The sequence below is a fragment of the Gudongella sp. QWL-04 genome, from assembly GCF_058683975.1.
The window spans coordinates 583,204-604,029 of sequence record NZ_CM178754.1 but is presented as its reverse complement, the minus strand read 5'-3'; the positions used below and the strand labels follow the sequence as shown (position 1 = coordinate 604,029).

Below are 20,826 nucleotides of genomic sequence, written 5' to 3'. Positions count from 1 at the left end.
AATCACCTCTCAAGAACTCCTCTGAAATAGTGGCCATTTGTTATTTCATTTCTGAGCTTATATACTTTCATAAAATCATCCACTTCACTTCGACTTATATTCCCATATAGGTGGTCGTAGTAAAGGCTTTGGATCTCTCTAATATCGTCCTCAATGGTAAAATCCAGTCTGAATAAGGTTACCCCTTTTTCTTTAATAGAGTTCAGACTCTCCGGAACCATCAGTGGAACTGAATTATAGATTGTAGTAAATCCTTCCCCTCTTTCCATTGCAAACTCCTTGCCCAACCTGTCTCTTAGCTTAAAACCATGAGCGAAACGGCAGTTTTTACATTCACTGTCATCTCTGCAGCCTTTAACTACTGCCATAGGACAGTTTCTTGCTACCATTGAAGGAAGGTACCCATATACGATCGCTTCTTTAACCCCACCTGCTTTTCTCAGTATCGTCCCGATCTGTCCGAGATTTAGCTCAACAGACATCGTCTGACTGTGTAGGCCATATCCTTCCAAATGGTGCGAAGTATATGAGTTGAAGGCATTAAGACCGAAATCACCATGGAGTTTTTTGCCAAAGCTTTTGAAATACATTATACTGCCTAAATTCGAAACTGAAATTCCATCAACCAGGTCGAAGTTATCCTTAAGAATCTTGCTTAATCTATCAAGATCCTTTTGATAAAGAATCCTGTCAGTCCAGAAATAAGTCTCAATTCCATGAGCTTTCAGAAGTCTTAGATTATTTTCGATGTTTTCATAAAATCCCAAATAAACCCTGTCTGCCTTATCTAGGTCCATTTGGTCAAGCTGTAGTTGTGTGCTCACTCTGATACTAAGACCAATTGATGCGTTGTTTTTTTTAGGCAGTTTCATTTCTTGCTTTTTCGCTGATGAGTATGCTTCTTCACTTAACTCCGAGCTTCTCTTAGAATGGAGAATTCCCTCCTGCATTTGAAGAACTGCTCTCCTTCGAAGCTCATTCAAATCCTTAACTGGCAGGAATGACCCTTCCTCCAGCTTTATACATATGCTTTCAGTATAAAAGGGAGTATCTCCCAATTTTGCAAGCTGTTCCTCAACCTTAGTCTCCGTCAATGGTGCCTTTGCTGCAGGCTGTACTAAGGCATCGCCCTTGACCTCTACTTGATGATCCTTTGAAGTAAGCTTTAATACCGGCGGTTCTCCTAAATATATCTTAGCTTCCATGGTAATCGGTGTTTTCTTATTATCAACACTATAGGTATCCTTCATATACTCCAATAGTTCAACACTGGAGGTTCTGTTAACATCTGATCCTACCCTTGCATCAAAAACTCTCTGAAGAAGTAATTTTTCATTTACTCCTATATCTTTTGGAGATTTCATGCCATTTGTTGACCCATCTCTGGACAACCACTCCAGACCATCACCCTTAGATATCTTACTCTTTAATAGTATTATCGTGCCTCTGTTCCCAGATTCTAAGACAGTTCCAACAAGGATCCCCCTGTTGTCTGGTCTATCCAGGGTTACGAAGTCTTTGCCAAAATCATCAAAGGTCAGACCCTTTGTGAATCCACGATTGAATATTTGCTTTATGTTTTCCTTATCCTTCACTGTTATTGCCTGGCTGCCTTCATCAATAGCCCTTCTATAGACAGCTGTTAAAGCAGCAACATATTCTGCTCTTTTCATCCTTCCTTCAATTTTAAAAGATTTTATCCCTAGATTGATGAGTTCACCAATCTGATCTATGGTATTTAAGTCCCTTGTGCTTAAAAAGTGACCCTTATCCCAATTGTTGAGCTGGTTTTCTCTCTCATCCACTATCGAATATTGCATCCTACATGGCTGGGCACAGGTTCCACGGTTTCCACTTCTTCCGCCGATCAAGCTGCTCATAAGGCATTGGCCAGAATATGAATAGCAAAGTGCACCATGCACGAACACCTCCAACTCAAGGCTGGAGTTTTCTGAGATACTCCTGATTTCCGTTGCTGGAACTTCTCTAGCAAGTACTGCTCTGGTAAATCCCATTTCTTGAAGCAGCTTTGCACCCTCAAGGTTGTTTATAGTCATTTGAGTGCTTCCGTGTAGCTCAAGGTTTGGGAGGGTTTTTCTAACCAAAGATGCAAACCCTATATCCTGTACTATTATAGCATCGACACCTATGTCATATAAGTATTTAGCATAGTCCAGTGCATCCTCCATCTCTGAATCATCAATAAGGATGTTTACTGTCACAAATACCTGTACTCCTCTTAAATGAGCATAAGAAACAGCCTCCTTCAGCTCTTCATCGCTGAAATTGGAGGCATAATGCCTGGCATTGAACAGCTTCCCACCTAAATATACCGCATCGGCACCATTTTGCACTGCGGCCACTAACGCTTCCCAGCTCCCGACCGGAGCTAGAAGCTCAACTTCTTTATTCAATAAGTTTCCTCCGTTCTACATTTCATCCAGAAGCTGCAGCGCTTGAGACAGCTGCTTTTTCAGCTCCACGATCTCCAATTGTGACTTAAAATGATTATCCTTGTGTTCTTTATCTATTTTCTCCAGATCAGCTATCCTAGCTTCGCTTTGGTCCAGCTTTTCCTTCAACTTATTGATTTCACCGAACAGTTCTTCCTTAGAAAGCTTAGTCTTTATCATTTCATCCTGAAAGCTAAGACTTCTGTTTTCCATTTCTCTGACCCTGCCATTAGCCTCCTCCAGTTCCTTCTTAAGGATATCATACCTTTCAAGAGGTTCCTTTGCACGCTTCTCAAGGTCTTTGTGTATCGACTGGAGCTTGAAGTATTCATCAGCAATATTTACGGCAGCCAACGTGGATGCCATCGTTGGACTAAGCTTTTCATTCTTGTTGGCAAGCTTCTTGATGCTGCTGTCTACGAAAGCGGCAAGTTCCCTTATGTATCTTTCATCATCTGAGCCCACTACTGTGAAGTTACGACCATCGATCAAAACATTTATCTTTCTCTTTTCTGTCATAACGTCCTCCTATATTTTTGACCTGCCAAGCCAGTTTTAGGGGTGGGACAAAGCCCACCTCCATCAGCTTCTTAATCTTGCTTTATGCCTGTTTTCAAGCGCTGTTACAGTATTACTTTGTATCCTGTTTATGATCTCCTCTGTGAGAGTTCCTTCATAGGATCTGTACACGATGGAGAAGGCAACACTCTTTTTATTCTCCTGCACCTGGTTTCCCCTATAAATGTCGAAAAGACTTATAGCTTCAACTAGACCTTCGCCATTCTCAACTATAGTATCTTCGAGCTCTCCAACAAGAACAGACTCATCTACTACAATTGCGATATCCCTTGTGACAGAGGGATACTTGGGAAGTGGCCTGTACTTAACTCCTGGGTCTGCGAGTCTTATTATTTGATCAAAATCAATGACACCTGCATATGTCTTGTTTTTGATTTCGTAGTTCTCAAGAACATCAGGATGCATCTCACCGAAATATCCAAGCCTTTCATCACCGGAATATACCTCTGCTGTTCTTCCCGGATGGAAGGATGGATGGGAGCTTAACGGCTTAAACCTCAAGTTCTTGATTCCCATTCTCTCAAATACTATTTGCAAAGATTCCTTTACAAAATAAAAATCTTTACTACCATACACTCCGATTGAAAGAACCTGTTTTTCATCAGGGAGCTCAGTCGCTGGAATCGATTTAGGGATAAAAACTGAGCCTATCTCGTATGCCAGAACTTGATCTATGCCTCTTTTTTCGTTTCTATACAAAAGCTCCATCATGTTTGACAATAGAGTTGTCCTCATTGTGCTGTAATCCTCGCCCAAAGGATTCATCAGCCTGATGTATTTTCTCTCAGGTGCCACCTCAGGCAGATTCAATTTATCATAGGCCTTTGGACTTATAAAGGAGTAGGTCATTACCTCATTGTATCCAAGACCTTGCATAACGTTCTTAACCTTCAGCTCCATTTGCTTGCTATATGGTCTTTCGCCCCTGGTCAAACGGCCTACGAGTGGTTTGCTCTCAATTCTATGAAAGCCATATATTCTCCCAACTTCCTCAATAAGGTCTGCCTCACCTTCGACATCATCTCTAAATGTCGGCACCTCAGCCTTTATAAGTTCATCCTCCAGTTCTGCCTTGAATTCAAGCCTAGTGAGATAACCAACCATTTCCTCATCGGCAATCTCTGTTCCTAGAAGGAGTCTTGCTCTATCAGGTCTTAAGGTCAAAACCCTTGGGGCTAAAGTTGATTGTTTTACATCTATTTCACCTTTGACTACAGTTCCTGCACCAATCTCCTCAATCAGCTGACAAGCTCTGTCAACAGCCATCTTGCATATATTTGGGTCAATGCCTTTCTCAAATCTTGAGGAAGCTTCTGTTCGGAGACCAAATTTCTTAGATGTCATACGAATGTGTCTGCTGCTAAAATTTGCGCCTTCCAGAAGGACAGTAGTAGTCCCTTGTGTGATTTCGCTGTCAAGACCTCCCATAACGCCAGCTATACCTATTGGCATACTTGCATCGGCGATGATTATATCATCCTCTCCCAAAGCCCTTTCTGTACCATCAAGAGTTGTCAATGCTTCACCGGCTCTGGCTTGTCGTACAACTATTTTTCTGCCCTGCAGCATGTCAAGGTCGAATGCATGGAGTGGCTCTCCCAGCTCCAACATAACGAAGTTAGTAACATCTACTATATTACTTATCGGTCTTATTCCTGCATTCATGAGTGTCGTCTGCAGCCATAGCGGAGATTGCCCAATTTTTACATCCTTGATCACTCTTGAATAATATCTTTTACAATTTGGTGTTTCTACGAAAATACCTTCTGTGTAATCGTCGATATCATCTACCTCATGCTCGATTGAAATCTTGGGATACTTTAGTTCCCAGCCAAACGTTGCTGAGGTTTCTCTTGCCATACCAAGCATACTTAAGCAGTCAGGTCTGTTTGGAGTTATCTCAAACTCTATTACATCCTCATCCAATTGAAGATATTTGGTTGCATCTTCTCCCAAAGGGTATTCCTTGTCAAATACAAAGATCCCATCCCTCACTTCTTTTGGTATTACATTATCCGGGTAACCGAGCTCCTGAAGTGAGCAAAGCATTCCGTTTGATTCAATGCCTCTGAACATTGTTGAGCCTATTGATACTCCGCCGGCAAGAAATGCTCCGTTCTTTGCTACAGGCACATAGTCTCCTTTTTTTAGGTTTACGGCACCTGTGACTATGGTCTCCAGCTTATCTCCCATATCGACCTTACACACAAATAGCTTGTCAGCATCAGGGTGTCTTTCTATCTCATTTATCCTTCCCACAACGACATTCCTGATCCCCTTGTCAAGGCGGGTTATGGATTCAACATGAGAGCCTGAGTAGGTAAGACCATCAGCAAGCTCCTTAGGAGAAATTTTAATATTTACATATTTTCCAAGCCATTTCAATGGTAATAGCATCCAATAATCCCCTCCTTAAAACTGATCAAGAAATCTCTTGTCATTGTCGAACAACATTCTAATGTCGTTAATCCCATATTTTACCATAGTGATCCTATCTATTCCCATTCCGAAAGCAAATCCTGTGTATTTCTCTGAGTCGATACCACAGTTCTCAAGAACCTTGGGATGCACCATCCCACATCCTAAAAGCTCCATGCTCCAACCGGTGAAATTACATGAAGAACAACCTTCTCCCCTGCATTTGATACATGTAACGTCAACCTCTGCACTGGGTTCCGTGAATGGGAAATAGTGTGGTCTGAATCTGGTTTTCATGTCATCTCCAAATAACTCTTTGACGAAGATATCCAAAGTGTGTATAAGATTCGCTAAGGAAATATTCTCATCGACGACCAGACCTTCTATCTGATGGAACATTGGCGAATGTGTGTCGTCAACATCATCGAATCTAAAAGTCCTTCCAGCTGAAACCATTCTCAGAGGGGCTCCATATTTTTTCATCGCCCTTATTTGAACAGGAGATGTTTGAGTTCTAAGTAGGATATGGTCATTTATATAGAAGGTATCGGACATATCTCTTGAAGGATGATTATCCGGGGTATTCAATGCATCAAAGTTATTCTCGACCGTCTCCACCTCGGGGCCGGTCACTACTCTGAAACCCATGCTTATGAAAAGGTCCTCCAGCTCCTCAGCCGTAGCTATCAGTGGATGTCTATGACCTCTTGCCAGCTTTTCTGTAGACACTGTTACATCTATGGTCTCATTAGCAAGTCTGGCTTCCTTCATCTTCTCCTTAAGAAGCTCCTTTGCCTCAGAAATTTTATCCTCAATCTCAGTTCGTACATCATTTGCCATTTGACCGACCACAGGGCGCATTTCTGCTGACAGCTTGCCCATGTCTCTAAGTATCGAAGTGATCTCACCCTTTTTCCCCAGGAATTTGACCCTTAGATCCTCCAGACCAGCCATATCTACTATGTTTTGCAGCTCCTTGAGAGCAGAATCCCTCAATTCTTCAAGTCTATCCTTCATAACGGACTCCTTTCAATGTGTAAATTAGATGATTTCTGATTATTTACTAAATTATAGCACCCCGGATACTAAAACTCAACCGACATTCTGGATTTAGCAGAGGCTTCATACATTATGAGAGAAGCAGCAACGCCCGCATTCAGGGATTCAGCTTTCCCTGGCATTGGTATAGATATCCTGTGGTTACTCAATTCAAGAATTTCCTTTGAGATACCCTTCCCTTCATTCCCTATTGCAACAATCTCCTTGTTTGTGAATTCATAATCTGGCAGCCTAATGCTGCCGTCCGATGCGGTTGATGCCAGACTAAATCCCTTAGACTTTAGAGCTTTAAGATCATCTGCTGCATGCAAAGAAAAATATATTGGAGTTCTTAAAATTGATCCCATTGATGCCTGTACAGATTTTGGGTTATAAGGATCTACACATCCAGGTCCAAAAATTACACCATCAAAATCAAAGGCATCTGTTGATCTAATAATTGTTCCACAATTACCAGGATCCTGTATTCCGTCAAGAAATAAATACTTGCCTGATTTATTTATTTCACAGGCATTGTAAGCTTGCATCCGGACCAAAGCTATTACGCCTTGCGGAGAATCCATACTTGATAGTTTTGAAAATAGCGAGTGGCTTAACTTCACTAAATCTATCTTAGAATCCATACTGGAAACCAGGGATATAACTTCCGGTGACTCGAAGATATCATCACTGAAAATCATTTTTTCTACTATACCCTTATGTTCTATAGCCTCTTTGACTATTTTAAGACCCTCGATTACATAAACACCTTTAGCCCACCTTCCCTTTCGGGTTTTAAGTGATTGGATCTCTCTGATCAAGGGGTTCTTCATTGAGGTAATTTCAAGCATTTAATCACCAGCCTTTTGTTCAAGCCTCATGATCTCATCTGTGCCACCTAACACAACTAGGATGTCTCCTTCTTCAATCAAGTCGTTTGGTCCTGGTGAAATGTTTACTTGGTCACTTCTCTTGATTGCCATTACATTTATTCCAAATTTGTTCCTTAATCTTAACTCCGAAAGAGTTTTTCCCCACCACTTCTCCAGCGATCTTATCTCAAGAATACTGTAGTCGGGAGATAGCTCAATATAATCTATGATACTTTTAGATGTAAGGTTATGCGCAACCCTGACTCCCATATCTCTTTCAGGATATATTACTTTGTCAGCACCTATTTTTTTAAGTACCTTACCGTGCAACTCCGACTGTGCTTTAGCGACTACCTGCTTTACTCCAAGTTCTTTGACGATCAAAGTCGCCATTATTGAAGCCTGCAGATCTGTCCCTATACTCACGATTACTACATCGAAATTGGTCAATCCCAGCTCCTTCATTACAGTATCATCCATAACATCCGCTTGAACCGCATGAGTAACCTCACTGGAAATGACTTCTACAACATCAGGATCTCCATCTATCGCAAGCACCTCATTACCAAGCGCATGTAGCGTCCTAGCAACTGACGATCCAAATCGTCCGCAACCAACAATAGCAAATGATTTCATTTTTCTTCCCCCTAACCTACACTTATATGGCCTTCAGAAAATCTATACCTCTTATGCAGCTTCTTATATCCAAATGCAAATGCCATTGTAAGCGGGCCTACTCTCCCAGCGTACATGGTCCCAATAATAATAAGCTTTCCAGCATTACTTAAATTCGGTGTCATGCCTCTTGTTAAACCAACAGTTGCAAATGCTGAGGTAGCCTCAAACATTGTGTCAAGAAAACTCCACTTTTCAGTAATCGTTAAAATGAATGATACTGTTATAATCAATATCATTCCTACAGTTACTATTGCCAGTGACTTTAATACAGTTTCCTGAGGTATCCTCTTTTTATAGATCTCTATATCCCGTTCTCCCTTGATTATGGATATGGTAGCCATAAATATAACTCCGATGGTCGAAGTCTTGATCCCCCCAGCCGTTGAGCCAGGTGAACCTCCAATGAACATAAGAATTATAGTTAAAAAAACTGTGGTTTGGTACATAGCAGCAACATCTATTGAGTTAAATCCTGCCGTTCTAGGTACAACAGCAGCAAACAGCGATGCTCTAAATTTATCTGCAATACTCATATCCTGCATAGTTGCTGGATTACCCCATTCAAGAAATAATATAACAAAAGTACCCAGAACAACGAGTATAGAAGTTATTATGATAACCAGACGAGTATGAAGTGATAAACGGCTCCAAATTCTATTCCTGATTACGTCTATAATTACCGAAAAACCTAAACCACCTAGTATGATCAGCATACATATAGTTAGTATCGGTAGAGTGTCGCCATTATAATCCATGAAGCTGTTCCCAGTAATGTCAAATCCAGCGTTACAGAATGCTGATATCGCATGAAAGAGAGAGAACCAAATCCCCTTACCTATTCCGAATTCTGGTATGAAAGTTACCGATAGTAGAGCAGCACCTAAGAGCTCGATACCCAAAGTAACTGCGATAACATATCTAGTAAGTTTTACAAGTCCTGAAAGCGACTCCTGGTTGAGCTGTTCTTTGATAACCAATCTTTCTCTTAAGGATATCTTTTTTCCTGATACCAGCGCGAAAATAGTAGCCATTGTCATGATTCCCAGACCGCCTATCTGGATAAGCATAAGTATCACAGACTGTCCAAAAAATGTCCAATGCTCAGCAGTGTTTACTACCACCAGTCCTGTTACACAAACTGCTGAGGCTGACGTAAATAGTGCGTCTATAAAGCCAATGCTCTTACCAGAAGCTGAAGCCATGGGAAGATTCAATAGTATTGCACCTAATAAAATTATTGTCATAAAACCCAATGCCAGTATCCGAGGCGGATTCATCTCCAGCCCATTTATTTTGTTCCTAATATAAGACATAATTTGCCTCCGGTTTATTCTTTAATGCAAAAAAAGTTCCTTAATGGAACTTTTGCATGATTAATTACCCTTTGCAATTTCTATGAGCTTTGCGAAGCCCTCTGAGTCATGGATAGCCATTTCTGAAAGCATTTTCCTGTTTACCTCTATGTTAGCTTTCTTAAGACCATTTATGAATCTGCTGTAACTCATTCCATTAAGTCTTGCAGCCGCATTTATTCTGGCGATCCAAAGCTTCCTAAAATCTCTCTTCCTTTGCTTTCTTCCAATGTAAGCATAGTTCAATGATTTCATAACTGCCTGGTTTGCAGGTCTGAACAGCTTACTCTTTGCTCCGAAGTAGCCTTTAGCTTGCTTTAGTATTTTTTTATGCTTCTTTTTTGCATTGATCGCTCTCTTTACTCTTGCCATTTTACAATCCTCCTATATATCAATCTGGAAACTATGGTAACATTGAATCGATTCTCTTTTGATCGCCCTTGCTCACCAAAGCTCCCTTTCTAAGATTTCTTACCCTCTTGGCTGATTTCTTACCTGTCTTATGGCTCTTATATGCCTTGAATCTCTTCAAAAGACCAGTTGCTGTTCTCTTGAACCTTTTGGCGGAGCCTCTGTGAGTTTTCATTTTTGCCATTGTCTATATCCTCCTAACCTTATTCTGGTTTCGGCATCAAAAACATAGTCATGTTTCTGCCTTCCAATTTTGCTTCTTTCTCGATTTTCCCTGCGTCGCCTATTAGCTTTGCAAATTCGTCCAAAACTTCCTTGCCCATTTCAGTATGGCCCATTTCTCTTCCTCTGAACCTTACAGATACTTTCACTTTGTCTCCGTCCTGAAGAAATTCAATGGCTCTGTTTGCCTTAACATTCAAGTCATGGGATTCGATATTGGGAGTCAATCTTATTTCCTTGATGTTTATGATCTTCTGGTTCTTTCTGGCTTCCTTTTCCTTCTTAGCCATTTCATACTTGTATTTCCCGTAATCCATGATCTTACATACAGGCGGCTTTGCCGTCGGTGCTACGTTTACAAGGTCTAGCCTTCTCTCTGTAGCCAGCTCAAGTGCTCTTTTTAAAGGAACCACGCCCAATTGACTTCCATCCACGTCAATAAGTCTAACCTCTTTTTCCCTTATCTCTTCATTGATTTGAAGTTCTTTAATAATCCTACACCTCCCGTGTTTAACAAATAAAAAAGCGGACATAGAAATGTCCGCAAATCGACCACAACAAATTAAGGGCACCTGGTGCCTTGTGGAAATATCTACCTTATGAGCCTCAGCTATAAGGTGAGAAGCGGAAACTTCTACTTTGATGAATATTCAATTCCTTAAACATTATATGCTACTGCCAAGTCTTTGTCAAATAAATTATTGTGAAGCCAATTGATAAATAGCTTTTGAGTATATCTCTGCAATATCAACCAAATGCTTTATAGCTATAAACTCATCCTTTTGATGTGCAATATCAGGCTGACCCGGGAACATGGGGCCGAATGCCACAGCATTTTTGGTAGCTCTTGCATAGGTTCCACCACCGATGGTTATTGGTTTTGTTTCCATATCACCTGTATGTTCCTGATATACCTTCATTAGAGTTTTTACTAGGAAGTTATCTACTGGAACATAAATTGGTTTGGAATCAGATTTTCCCTCGACCAGTTGGATAGGTGTATCCTTTATATTATCCCGAATTCCTGCATATACCTCTTGAGAGGTCGACTTTATAGGGTACCTGACGTTTATAGTAAGTATAATTTCGTTAGCCTTTAACTCTATCATACCAACATTAAGATTAAGCTTCCCCGAAACGTCATCCTCCAATCCGCAGCCAATTCCCTCACCGTAGTGCTTATTGGCAAGTCTTTCATTATATAGACGAATGAAGCTACACATCGAACAGCCCCCACTGTAGACCGTCCCAAGAAAATTCATTAGATATGTTATGGCATTTTCTCCCTTTTCAGGGGTGCTTCCATGAGCTGATATACCCTTAGCATATATTACAATATCATCTCCTGAGCTATCGAGGGTAATTGGCAAATTCTTTTCTGCTACAATTTTATCAAAGGATGCTTTGAACAAATCTCTGTCCTTCACACTTAGGATGGCTTTAGCACTGTCCGGAACCATATTTGGTGCTGCGCCTCCTTTTATCTCTTTTAGAAATACCTCACAGTCTTCTGATTGGTGTAGCTTGTATTTCAGGCTGAAAACAATTATCCCCTTTTCACCGTGGATTACTGGAAATTCCGCATCAGGAGTAAATGCCATATCAGGGTGCTCTATCTTTGAAAAGTAATGCTCCATGCATCTCCATCCTGATTCCTCATTTAAACCAAGGATAAGTCTGACCTTTCTTTTTAAGCTTATGCCACTGTCCTTGATTGCTTTCATTGCATAGAGGGCTGCCATAGCCGGACCTTTGTCGTCAGTAGTTCCTCTTCCATAAAGCTTATTTTCGTGTATCTCCCCTCCATAGGGTGGATAAGTCCATCCATCTCCTTCTGGAACCACATCAAGGTGTGCAAGTATTCCAACAGTCTGTTCGCCATCTCCCATTTCAAGGTGGCCGGCGTAGCCGTCAAGGTTTAAAGATTTAAAGCCCATACTCTCGCCAAGCTCCAGAAAATGGCTGAGAGCTTCGTGGTTTCCTTTGCCAAAGGGCATACCTGGCAGCCCTGTTTCTTCAACAGACTTTATCCTTATGGTTTCCTGGGTTGATTTAATCAAATCATCTCTAATGGCATCAATATATGGTTTGAAATCCATTCAATTCCTCCGCTTATATTATTTTCTTACTTACCTCTTCAGATAACTTGTCAACAAACGCCTCCATACTCATTTGGCCAAAGTCTCCATCGTCTCGCTTTCGTACCGATACTAAGCCTTCTTCAATTTCCTTTTCGCCAACTACCAGCATATATGGTATCTTCATCATTTGTGCTTCCCTTATTTTAAATCCAATCTTCTCGGCTCTGTCATCAGTTTCGACTCTAAAGCCCTTTTCTTCCATTGATTTTCTGATCTCATGTGCATAATCGTTGAACTTATCCGATATAGGAAGAACGATCGCCTGTACTGGAGCAAGCCAAACAGGGAATTTACCTGCAAAGTGCTCGATCAATATTCCCATGAATCTCTCCATGCTGCCAAGTATAGTTCTGTGTACCATTACTGGTCTTTTCTTCTCATTGTCCTTGTCAACGTAAGTCAGGTCAAATCTTTCAGGCATTTGAAAATCAAGCTGTATTGTGCCGCACTGCCATGTCCTTCCGATAGCGTCCTCTAGATGGAAATCTATCTTTGGTCCGTAGAATGCTCCGTCACCAGGATTTATCTTATATTCTATTCCCTTTTCGTCGAGCGCTTCCTGAAGACTTGTAGTTGCAAGCTCCCACTGTTCTTCAGAACCCATTGAATTTTCAGGTCTTGTTGATAACTCGATTCTGTACTTGAAACCAAATATGCTGTAAATATAATCAGCAAGGTCAATAGTCTTTTTAAGCTCCTCCTTAACTTGAGAAGGCAGCAGATATAGATGAGCATCATCCTGAGTAAAGCTTCTTACCCTCATCAGTCCATGAAGTGCTCCTGAAAGCTCATGTCTGTGAACTAATCCCAACTCACCCCATCTGAGAGGAAAATCCCTATAGCTGTACATTTTTGATTTATAAACAAGTATTGAGCCTGGACAATTCATAGGCTTGATTGCGAATGCACCTTCATCGATGGATGTAAAGTACATATTCTCCTTATAATGATCCCAGTGTCCTGATTGATGCCATAGATGCTCTGAAAGTATAAGTGGAGTTTTGATTTCTCCATAGCCTCTCTTGGTATGCTCATCTCTCCAAAAGCTTTCAAGGATATTCCTAATTATCATTCCCTTTGGATGGAAGAACGGGAAACCAGGTCCCTCATCCTGCATACTGAATAAATCAAGCTCTCTTCCCAGCTTCCTGTGATCTCTTTTCCTTGCTTCCTCAAGTCTGTTAAGGTACTCCTCAAGGTCCTTCTTCTTTTCATAGGTAGTACCGTATATCCTTTGGAGCATCTTGTTTTTCTCGTCACCTCTCCAATAGGCACCAGCAATACTCATAAGCTTGATAGCCTTCACTCTTTTTGTATCATAGAGGTGAGGTCCTGCGCAGAGATCTGTGAATTCTCCAAGCTTATAAAACGATATTATTTCCTCTGGAGGAAGGTTTTCAATCAGGTCTACCTTGTATACCTCTCCACTCTCCTTGAAAAACCTCAATGCCTCATCTCTTGACATTTCAAATCTTTCAAGCAAATAGCCTTCCTTTGCGATATTGTGCATCTCGTTCTCTATAAGCTCCAGGTCCTCTGGTGTAAATCTGTGTTCAGTGTCAAAATCATAATAGAATCCATTGTCAATTGCCGGGCCTATGGCAAATTTTACGCCAGGGAAAAGCTTTTGAACAGCATATGCCATGATATGGGCTGATGTATGCCAAAATATTTTTTTGCCTTCCGGATCCTCAAACTTAACTACTCTGAAACTTGAGTCCTCATAGATGCTTTCCTGCATGCCCCTTATTTTTTCATTTACTACAGCTCCTACAGCAACTCTTGCAAGACCTTCGGATATGTCAGCTGTTACGTCATATACCTTGATGCCTCTTTCATATTCCCTGACCGCTCCGTCAGGCAAAGTCAAACGTATCATTTTTATTCCTCCTTAAAAAAATAAGGCCCATCATCCCTGCTTAGTGCAGGGACGAAGGACCGTGGTTCCACCCTAATTATACTCATTTTAATTAACGCTTCTTGCGTATTTCCTTTCGGAATATGCTCCGGGGTGGTTTTCAAACGAATATCATGAGAAAGGCTCTCAGCCATGTCCTCTCTTCTCTTACATGTTTTTTCATTTTACTCGTCCCATCATAGCATTTCATATTTATGTTGTATCAATTTTACCAGCAAACCCTTATAGTGTCAAGACTTAGTTGTCTCCGGTGTACTGCTGCACTTATATCATTTGTTTTCTCTCAGCATTTGTATAACGCCTTCAATGGACATTCTTGTCTGCTCACCGGTCTTCATGTTTCTAAGAGTATACATACCGCTTGCTTTTTCTTCATCTCCGACCACTGCTACATAAGGTATCCCCAGCTTGTCAGCGTAGTTGAACTTTTTGCCAAGCTTCGCATCCTCTAGATAAATTTGAGCATATACATCCTCAGCTCTCAGTTTAGCAGCAAGCTTAATGCCTTCAGCCGAAAACCCTTCCATCGGTATTACAAGGACCTTTGAAAGGTGACAGCTTTCCGAGGATATTATGCCTGCTTCCTCCAACTGGTAAAATAGCCTGGTTAAGCCGATCGAAATCCCTACTCCAGGGAGCTTCTGATTCGTATAATGAGATGCAAGGTCATCATATCTGCCACCAGAGCATACACTTCCTATCTCAGGGTAATCATTAAGGATAGTTTCATAAACTGTTCCTGTATAATAGTCCAAGCCTCGTGCAATCGTAAGGTCCAGAGCATAATTTTTCTCTGGCACACCAAAGAGCTTAAGATATCCTACGACTGTTTCGATTTCTCTAACTCCTTCTAGAAACACCTCATGCTCTATTTTCAGAGAGTATAAACTGTTTATTATTACGTCTGGCGAGCCTTTTATACCAATAAACTCAATTATCGATGTAATCTTATCCTTATCAATACCATTAGCCAGCAGCTCTTCACTGACCTTATCCAGGCCAATCTTCTCCAACTTGTCAACAGCTCTCATAACTATGTGTGGATCTTCAACTCCAATCGAGGCGAAGAATCCAGTCAGTATTTTTCTGTTATTCATTCTTATGGTGAAATTGTCGAATCCAAGATCTTTAAAAGTTGAATATATTACACTTGGTATCTCAGCATCATTGACAATATCCAGGGAACCATTCCCTATTATATCAATATCTGCCTGATAAAATTCCCTGAACCTTCCCCTTTGGTTTCTTTCTCCCCTATATACCTTTGCTATGTGATATCTTCTGAAGGGGAAAGCCAGTTCGGAATAATGCTGAGCAACATATCTCGCCAATGGAACTGTAAGATCAAATCTCAAGGACATTTCCGTGCTTCCCTTGACTACCTGATATATCTGTTTCTCGGTCTCACCGCCACCTTTGGCCAGCAAAACCTCAGTTTTCTCGATTACAGGTGTGTCTATGGGCAAAAATCCAAACTTTTCATAATTCTTCCTTACAGTATCCATCATATTATTGAACAACATTTGCCCTGGTGGTGTCAGTTCCATGAATCCAGGTAATATGGATGGCTTTACAATGTTCTTGCTCATTCACTTTCCCCCTTACTAGAAGTATATACCCTTTATATTATCATTATTTTCTGCTTAATTGTACATCAAAATGTAAGAATAGTTCCTATATCTACTGCTTGCTGATCGCATAATTGGATTGGCCAGACATTGTAATTATTCAAAAATTCTTTTATCCTATCCCATGATGGATGATGAATAAGACTCCCTGCAATCAAAAGCTCTCTTTCAGACAACAATCCGACTGAACCGCCTATAAACCCGTAGTTTAGTCCTGGGAGGCCGATGTGGCCATGCTCTATCAAAAGTATATCATATCCGATTTCCATTAGACTTTTAGCTATTCCGATATCAGAGGTTATACCTTGTGCCTCACCAATGATCGCCAGGGAGCACTTGCTGTATCCCTGTCTTACGTTAAGTATTTCCAGATTTTTTGATCTTAACTCTGCCTCAGCGATTTTATCAAGGTGATGCTGGCTACAGATGACTTTGTTTCCGAGGATCGCTGCATTATATATTACATTGTCCGGGTACTTATGCCCAGGCTCACTGGATCCCTTTATGATAACAAAATCAAAAGGCTCCAGCTTATTCTTGTAGTATTCATATACAGACGGCGCAACAACAAGCTTTTTATAGCCAACAGGAAGCATGGCAATGTCCGGGTGGTTGGATATTGCTTTATAGACACTGTCAAGCGGTATGGTTTCAATAATATTCTCGATATGCTCTCTCAAACCGGCTTTAACTGCTTCAGGCGCGTCTTTGCTTATGATTGCCAGGCTCGCTCTAGACATAGGTATATACGGATTTCTCATTATATCCTCCAAAACACAAAACCCTTCTTAAATCATAAGAAGGGTTGACTTCATTCTGGAGGCGACACCCAGATTTGAACTGGGGGTGAAGGTTTTGCAGACCTCTGCCTTACCACTTGGCTATGCCGCCTCGTATGGAGCGGAAGACGAGATTCGAACTCGCGACCCTCGCCTTGGCAAGGCGATGCTCTACCACTGAGCCACTCCCGCATTTCCATTTGATGTACTATTGTGGTGCCCAGAGCCGGAATCGAACCAGCGACACGTGGATTTTCAGTCCACTGCTCTACCGACTGAGCTATCTGGGCCGGTTTAACCCTTCCGGGCTGATGTCACAATAGCAAGTATACATTATTCCCCTCTTATTGTCAACAAGATTTTCTCCAGTTCTTCCTTGTCAAATCTGTACTTGGTATTGCAAAAATGACAGACTACCTCACTTTCACCATCCTCTTCGATGATGTCCTGGATCTCCTTATCACCCAGGCTGACGAGTACATCCCTTATCCTTTCGACCGAGCAATCGCAATGATACTTTAACTCTAGAGTATCGGTTATTTCCATATCAAAGCCTGGCAAAAGAGAATTCATTATCTCCTCAGGTGTCATACCTTTATCGATCATAGTTGAAATGGGTTCTGCGCTTCTAACGGATTCCTCTATTTCGGCAATTTCATCCTCCGTAATAAATGGCAGGACTTGGATCATATAGCCCCCCGCAGCTTTACATGTTATATCCTTATCTATCAGTACTCCAAGGCCTACTGCCGTGGGAAACTGTTCAGAAACCATATAGAAATTTGCAATATCTTCAGCTATCTCCCCAGTTATAAGACTCGTTTGACCAATGTACGGCTCCCTTAGACCAAGATCCATAATGACAGTAACTGTCCCATCATTACCAACTATTCTTCCAACATCAAGCTTTTTGTCCGGAGTACTTGGTACATCCGTACCTGGATTGTCTACCAGGGCTTTCAGCTCCCCTTTATTATTACTGACAACTATTATTGAACCAAGAGGTCCTCCACCGGATATCTTTAAGGTCATCCTGTCCTTGTCGTTTTTCATAGTCGCAGCCATCATTGCAGCTGCAGTTATGGCTCTTCCAGCTGCAGCAGTAGCCGTTGGTGACGACTCGTGCAATCTTCTGAATTCTTCAACTATACCTGTTGTAGAAGCTGCGAACATTCTAAGCCTACCCAGCTTATCCATACTTCTTATTAAATAATCCTTCACTGTATCACCCTTTTCTGTAATATCCTATAATTTTGTTGCAACGAAATTTATCCTTTCAGATCTGTCGCTATAGTTTTCAAAGCCGAAGGCCTCATAAGCATCAATATGCTGGAAACCAACTTTTAAAAGCAGTTCTTTGATATCTTCAGTTTTATATGCCCGCTCTTTATGGATCTCATCGAATCTTTTGTAATTGACTCCGTCCTCTGTTACAAAAAACGTCAATATAAAATCTACTATTCCTGTTTCTTCATCAAGCTGGTTTTCCCAAGTGTAGAAAATATCCTCCCTATCCTCAAGAAATATATTGTTTCCTAGAATATTCTTTAACTTATACTCAGAGTTCAGGTCAAAAACAAATATTCCTCCTGGCTTTAAGTGTCTGTATGCATTTAAAAAGGTTGTTTCAAGATCTATTTCATTCAATATATAGTTTATACTATCACATGCAGCTACAACAGCATCATAGCTTCTATCCATTTTGAAGCTTCTCATGTCCATATTGAAAAGTCTCAGACCTTTCTGTTTCCTCAGCTTGTTCCCTGCAAGTGCCAACATCTCCTCGGATGAATCAAATCCATCTACGAAGTAACCCATTCCAAGGAGCTCCTTTGTAAGGTTTCCTGTTCCACATGCCATCTCAAGGATATCCTTACCATTTATGCTTTTTTTGACAATGATTTCTCTGATGTATGAACCCCAATTTTTATAGTCGATATCATCCATCAACTGATCATATAGAATTGAAAATTCACCGTAGCTATCCACTAAACATCCCCCTAACCAGCAAGAAAATACATATAGTTTACAATGGCAAATAGACCAATTGTTACAAATACCGGAATCCAATATACTCGCTTATTGTCATCCTGCACATATATAGCTTCCCTTGAGATTTCTTCTTCTGAAGAAGGCTCCTGAGACCTGGGAAAATACTTAAGTATTAGAAATAAGATTACCAGTGAAAACAAACCCCATCCTGCCAGCAGTATTAGTGCGGCTATAGCTTCAAAACCTGATGGGAGCTGTGGTGTGCCGGATACGACTTCTTCCAGTCTCTCCATCATACCAGAGGCGGCAAAACCAATCGAAAGAGCAATGCCATTATTAAGTGCATGACCCAGGATAGTTGCGTACAGACTTTTTGTCTTTATCATTATTACCCCAAGGATGAGTCCTAAAAATGCAGGCCCCATGAAGTTCATAAGATTAAAGTGAAACAATCCAAAAAGTAGTGATGAAAGGATCAATGCCTTCTTCTCTCCCAATCTGCCATAGGCAGACTGCATTGTACCCCTGAACATCACCTCTTCACATATTCCTGGTGTAATTGCGATTACAAAAAGTGCAAGCCAGTACTCAGGCCAGCTTGAAGGTATAGGTACACCTGTAGGAAGATTATCGCTTACGGAATTTAGCAATAACATCATAACGTAATTCAGAAATACCGCCATGGGATAAGCAAATACCATTGTAAGAACAGTAAATAATCCTTGTTTCATGGTTATTGGATTCAGCTTTAAGACATTCTTCAGAGAATATCCCCTGATCTTAAGAAAGAGAATGTTTGGAAGAAGTATAATTAGATATTCTGTTATCAAAATTCCAGTATAAAGCTCTTTTTTTTGTGCAAATCCCCCGACGATAAGGAAAGCAAGGCCAAGCGTAAGATATAAAATATTTACTCCGTTAGGAGATGGTAATTTGTTTGTTCTCACTAGATCACTTCCCCTGAATCAATAAATACACCTGCAGCTAGTGCAGGTGATGTATAATTACTCAAATGTAAAAATATAGGGTATATTTCTGTAGTAATCTCCATAGTTAAGTCCATAGCCAACTATGAAAACATCAGGTATCTCATACCCAACGTAGTCCGGTATAAGATCCACCTGCCTTCGGCTAGGTTTGTCAAGCATTACACAGATTTTGATTGAATCAGGTGCCTTTTCACCAAGATGCTCCATAACCTTTAATAAGGTATGACCAGAATCAATTATATCATCTACAATAAGAACGCTTTTACCCTTTATTTCACCTCTTATATCCTGCAGGATCTCAACTCTTCCAGATGATATTTCGGCGTGGCCGTAGCTTGCTGTAGTCATAAATTCAATTTCTACAGGAATGTCCATTTCTCTTGCAAGATCGGCAGTAAAAATAAAGCTGCCTCTTAGAAGAGACACTATGACGAGGTCTTTGCCATGATATTCCTTGCTGATCTCCTTGCCCATTTCCCTGACTCTGTTACTTATTTCCTCTCTGGAAAATAGAACCTTCTCTTTTTTGTCTTCAAACAAGTCAGTCTCTCCCTTCTACTTATTTTCTCCCCAATATCTGCTTTATTTCCCTTAACTCCCTTAAAATAAGGTTCAAGGTTAATTGAATACTGATAATAATTATAAATATTATAGCACCTACTATAAGGTTTGTATTCATAAAATACCATCCTTTATACTAAAAATCAAGCTTCTGGTTTTCTATATACCCAAAGGGTTGAATAACACCACATCCGGCTTGTTCGAATCATATGGATTATCTGCCAAATTCTGTGGTATAATCCTATCAAATATCATGAGGTGATAGAATATGTTCCAAAGCATGACAGATGACACAGCTATTCAAAGGCTTATACTATTAAAGTTAGCAGCTTCTTCTATGACTCGACTTACTAATACTAAAATATCAGAGACTGCGATCGAGAGCTTCGGCATGAACTTCTTCATGATTCAGCAACACCTATCTGAGCTTTCTGATAGCGGATTTCTTGCAATTTCAAAATTCAACAGCGAGGTCACCTATTCAATCACAAATACTGGTCTTTCTATTTTGGAGCTTTTTAAGGATAAGCTGTCGGATGAGATCAGCAGCCTGATAGAGTCATTATTTTTAAACTCTGAACAGCAACAAGGAGCTGATGCATCTTACCTCCTATCAGAAACCGGTGAATATTCCGTGAACCTTCATTTTATGGAGAAAGGCTTAAGTGTATTCAGACTTACCTTAAGCATACCTGATGAGAAACAGGCAAAAAAAATCTGTTCAGCCTGGAAGCTTGAGTCTTCAAATCTCTTTGGAAAAATCATGGCGATATTTGATCAAGCTTAAAAACCCTG

The 20,826-nt window shown here is 40.7% G+C and carries 19 protein-coding genes, 3 tRNA genes and 1 other annotated feature; of the genes, 1 reads left to right on the top strand and 21 read right to left on the bottom strand.

From position 1 onward, the window contains the following. Positions 1-2: 2 nt before the first annotated feature. The 21 genes from AC4PHB_RS02970 to hpt all read right to left on the bottom strand — a co-directional run bounded on the left by AC4PHB_RS02970 (position 3) and on the right by hpt (position 20,010). Positions 3-2,414: a U32 family peptidase gene (locus tag AC4PHB_RS02970; protein WP_492137182.1), complete on the bottom strand. Its 2,412-nt coding sequence runs from the start codon at positions 2,412-2,414 to the stop codon at positions 3-5. A gap of 15 nt (positions 2,415-2,429) precedes the next feature. Continuing rightward, on the bottom strand, positions 2,430-2,972 hold the full coding sequence (locus tag AC4PHB_RS02965; RefSeq protein ID WP_492137181.1) for a cell division protein ZapA: 543 nt from the start codon (positions 2,970-2,972) through the stop codon (positions 2,430-2,432). A gap of 63 nt (positions 2,973-3,035) precedes the next feature. Then, entirely contained in the window at positions 3,036-5,429 is a 2,394-nt protein-coding gene (gene pheT / locus AC4PHB_RS02960) for a phenylalanine--tRNA ligase subunit beta (protein WP_492137180.1), read from the bottom strand. 15 nt (positions 5,430-5,444) lie between these two features. Beyond that, positions 5,445-6,467: a phenylalanine--tRNA ligase subunit alpha gene (pheS, locus tag AC4PHB_RS02955; RefSeq protein ID WP_492137179.1), complete on the bottom strand. Its 1,023-nt coding sequence runs from the start codon at positions 6,465-6,467 to the stop codon at positions 5,445-5,447. Between the two features lie 68 nt (positions 6,468-6,535). Beyond that, entirely contained in the window at positions 6,536-7,339 is an 804-nt protein-coding gene (locus AC4PHB_RS02950) for a TrmH family RNA methyltransferase (protein ID WP_492137178.1), read from the bottom strand. Beyond that, entirely contained in the window at positions 7,340-7,996 is a 657-nt protein-coding gene (locus AC4PHB_RS02945; RefSeq protein ID WP_492137177.1) for a potassium channel family protein, read from the bottom strand. It lies immediately after the preceding gene. An 11-nt stretch (positions 7,997-8,007) separates the two neighbouring features. Continuing rightward, positions 8,008-9,351 carry a TrkH family potassium uptake protein gene (locus AC4PHB_RS02940; RefSeq protein ID WP_492137176.1) on the bottom strand — a complete coding sequence of 448 codons (1,344 nt, stop codon included), beginning with the start codon at positions 9,349-9,351 and terminating at the stop codon, positions 8,008-8,010. A gap of 60 nt (positions 9,352-9,411) precedes the next feature. Further along, positions 9,412-9,762: a 50S ribosomal protein L20 gene (gene rplT, locus AC4PHB_RS02935; protein ID WP_492137175.1), complete on the bottom strand. Its 351-nt coding sequence runs from the start codon at positions 9,760-9,762 to the stop codon at positions 9,412-9,414. A gap of 31 nt (positions 9,763-9,793) precedes the next feature. Further along, positions 9,794-9,985 carry a 50S ribosomal protein L35 gene (gene rpmI, locus AC4PHB_RS02930; protein WP_128426120.1) on the bottom strand — a complete coding sequence of 64 codons (192 nt, stop codon included), beginning with the start codon at positions 9,983-9,985 and terminating at the stop codon, positions 9,794-9,796. A gap of 19 nt (positions 9,986-10,004) precedes the next feature. After that, positions 10,005-10,556, bottom strand: coding sequence for a translation initiation factor IF-3 (infC, locus tag AC4PHB_RS02925; RefSeq protein ID WP_492137174.1), 552 nt, complete (start codon positions 10,554-10,556; stop codon positions 10,005-10,007). Next, positions 10,535-10,669, bottom strand: a sequence feature (ribosomal protein L20 leader region). Its footprint overlaps the gene before it by 22 nt. A gap of 52 nt (positions 10,670-10,721) precedes the next feature. Then, a complete protein-coding gene (gene pepV / locus AC4PHB_RS02920) occupies positions 10,722-12,122 on the bottom strand; it encodes a dipeptidase PepV (protein ID WP_492137173.1) in 1,401 nt (466 codons plus the stop codon). Between the two features lie 13 nt (positions 12,123-12,135). Further along, on the bottom strand, positions 12,136-14,043 hold the full coding sequence (thrS, locus tag AC4PHB_RS02915) for a threonine--tRNA ligase (protein ID WP_492137172.1): 1,908 nt from the start codon (positions 14,041-14,043) through the stop codon (positions 12,136-12,138). A gap of 308 nt (positions 14,044-14,351) precedes the next feature. Continuing rightward, positions 14,352-15,671 carry a histidine--tRNA ligase gene (hisS, locus tag AC4PHB_RS02910; RefSeq protein WP_492137171.1) on the bottom strand — a complete coding sequence of 440 codons (1,320 nt, stop codon included), beginning with the start codon at positions 15,669-15,671 and terminating at the stop codon, positions 14,352-14,354. 65 nt (positions 15,672-15,736) lie between these two features. Then, entirely contained in the window at positions 15,737-16,471 is a 735-nt protein-coding gene (locus AC4PHB_RS02905) for a DUF6873 family GME fold protein (protein WP_492137170.1), read from the bottom strand. Between the two features lie 56 nt (positions 16,472-16,527). Then, positions 16,528-16,601 (bottom strand) — tRNA-Cys (locus AC4PHB_RS02900). A gap of 5 nt (positions 16,602-16,606) precedes the next feature. After that, positions 16,607-16,681: transfer RNA gene (locus tag AC4PHB_RS02895), tRNA-Gly, on the bottom strand. A gap of 22 nt (positions 16,682-16,703) precedes the next feature. Continuing rightward, a tRNA-Phe gene (locus AC4PHB_RS02890) sits at positions 16,704-16,779 on the bottom strand. Positions 16,780-16,822: 43 nt separating this feature from the next. Continuing rightward, a complete protein-coding gene (gene hslO, locus AC4PHB_RS02885; RefSeq protein WP_492137169.1) occupies positions 16,823-17,710 on the bottom strand; it encodes an Hsp33 family molecular chaperone HslO in 888 nt (295 codons plus the stop codon). Positions 17,711-17,734: 24 nt separating this feature from the next. Beyond that, positions 17,735-18,478 (bottom strand): class I SAM-dependent DNA methyltransferase, encoded by a 744-nt coding sequence (locus tag AC4PHB_RS02880; RefSeq protein WP_492137168.1) that lies wholly within the window; start codon positions 18,476-18,478, stop codon positions 17,735-17,737. An 11-nt stretch (positions 18,479-18,489) separates the two neighbouring features. Next, on the bottom strand, positions 18,490-19,428 hold the full coding sequence (locus AC4PHB_RS02875; RefSeq protein WP_492137167.1) for a CPBP family glutamic-type intramembrane protease: 939 nt from the start codon (positions 19,426-19,428) through the stop codon (positions 18,490-18,492). A 57-nt stretch (positions 19,429-19,485) separates the two neighbouring features. Next, positions 19,486-20,010 carry a hypoxanthine phosphoribosyltransferase gene (gene hpt / locus AC4PHB_RS02870; RefSeq protein ID WP_492137166.1) on the bottom strand — a complete coding sequence of 175 codons (525 nt, stop codon included), beginning with the start codon at positions 20,008-20,010 and terminating at the stop codon, positions 19,486-19,488. Between the two features lie 289 nt (positions 20,011-20,299). Here hpt and AC4PHB_RS02865 point away from each other — a divergent pair, with 289 nt between their 5' ends. Further along, a complete protein-coding gene (locus AC4PHB_RS02865; RefSeq protein ID WP_492137165.1) occupies positions 20,300-20,818 on the top strand; it encodes a DUF4364 family protein in 519 nt (172 codons plus the stop codon). The last annotated feature ends 8 nt before the right edge of the window (positions 20,819-20,826 follow it).

Excerpts from the sequence above, each read along its gene's own strand:
- AC4PHB_RS02940 (WP_492137176.1), bottom strand. The coding sequence starts at position 9,351 with ATGTCTTATATTAGGAACAAAATAAATGGGCTGGAGATGAATCCGCCT.
- infC (WP_492137174.1), bottom strand. The coding sequence starts at position 10,556 with ATGTCCGCTTTTTTATTTGTTAAACACGGGAGGTGTAGGATTATTAAA.
- rplT (WP_492137175.1), bottom strand. The coding sequence starts at position 9,762 with ATGGCAAGAGTAAAGAGAGCGATCAATGCAAAAAAGAAGCATAAAAAA.
- pepV (WP_492137173.1), bottom strand. The coding sequence starts at position 12,122 with ATGGATTTCAAACCATATATTGATGCCATTAGAGATGATTTGATTAAA.
- AC4PHB_RS02905 (WP_492137170.1), bottom strand. The coding sequence starts at position 16,471 with ATGAGAAATCCGTATATACCTATGTCTAGAGCGAGCCTGGCAATCATA.
- AC4PHB_RS02945 (WP_492137177.1), bottom strand. The coding sequence starts at position 7,996 with ATGAAATCATTTGCTATTGTTGGTTGCGGACGATTTGGATCGTCAGTT.
- AC4PHB_RS02965 (WP_492137181.1), bottom strand. The coding sequence starts at position 2,972 with ATGACAGAAAAGAGAAAGATAAATGTTTTGATCGATGGTCGTAACTTC.
- thrS (WP_492137172.1), bottom strand. The coding sequence starts at position 14,043 with ATGATACGTTTGACTTTGCCTGACGGAGCGGTCAGGGAATATGAAAGA.
- pheS (WP_492137179.1), bottom strand. The coding sequence starts at position 6,467 with ATGAAGGATAGACTTGAAGAATTGAGGGATTCTGCTCTCAAGGAGCTG.
- AC4PHB_RS02950 (WP_492137178.1), bottom strand. The coding sequence starts at position 7,339 with ATGCTTGAAATTACCTCAATGAAGAACCCCTTGATCAGAGAGATCCAA.
- AC4PHB_RS02865 (WP_492137165.1), top strand. The coding sequence starts at position 20,300 with ATGTTCCAAAGCATGACAGATGACACAGCTATTCAAAGGCTTATACTA.
- hisS (WP_492137171.1), bottom strand. The coding sequence starts at position 15,671 with ATGAGCAAGAACATTGTAAAGCCATCCATATTACCTGGATTCATGGAA.
- rpmI (WP_128426120.1), bottom strand. The coding sequence starts at position 9,985 with ATGGCAAAAATGAAAACTCACAGAGGCTCCGCCAAAAGGTTCAAGAGA.
- pheT (WP_492137180.1), bottom strand. The coding sequence starts at position 5,429 with ATGCTATTACCATTGAAATGGCTTGGAAAATATGTAAATATTAAAATT.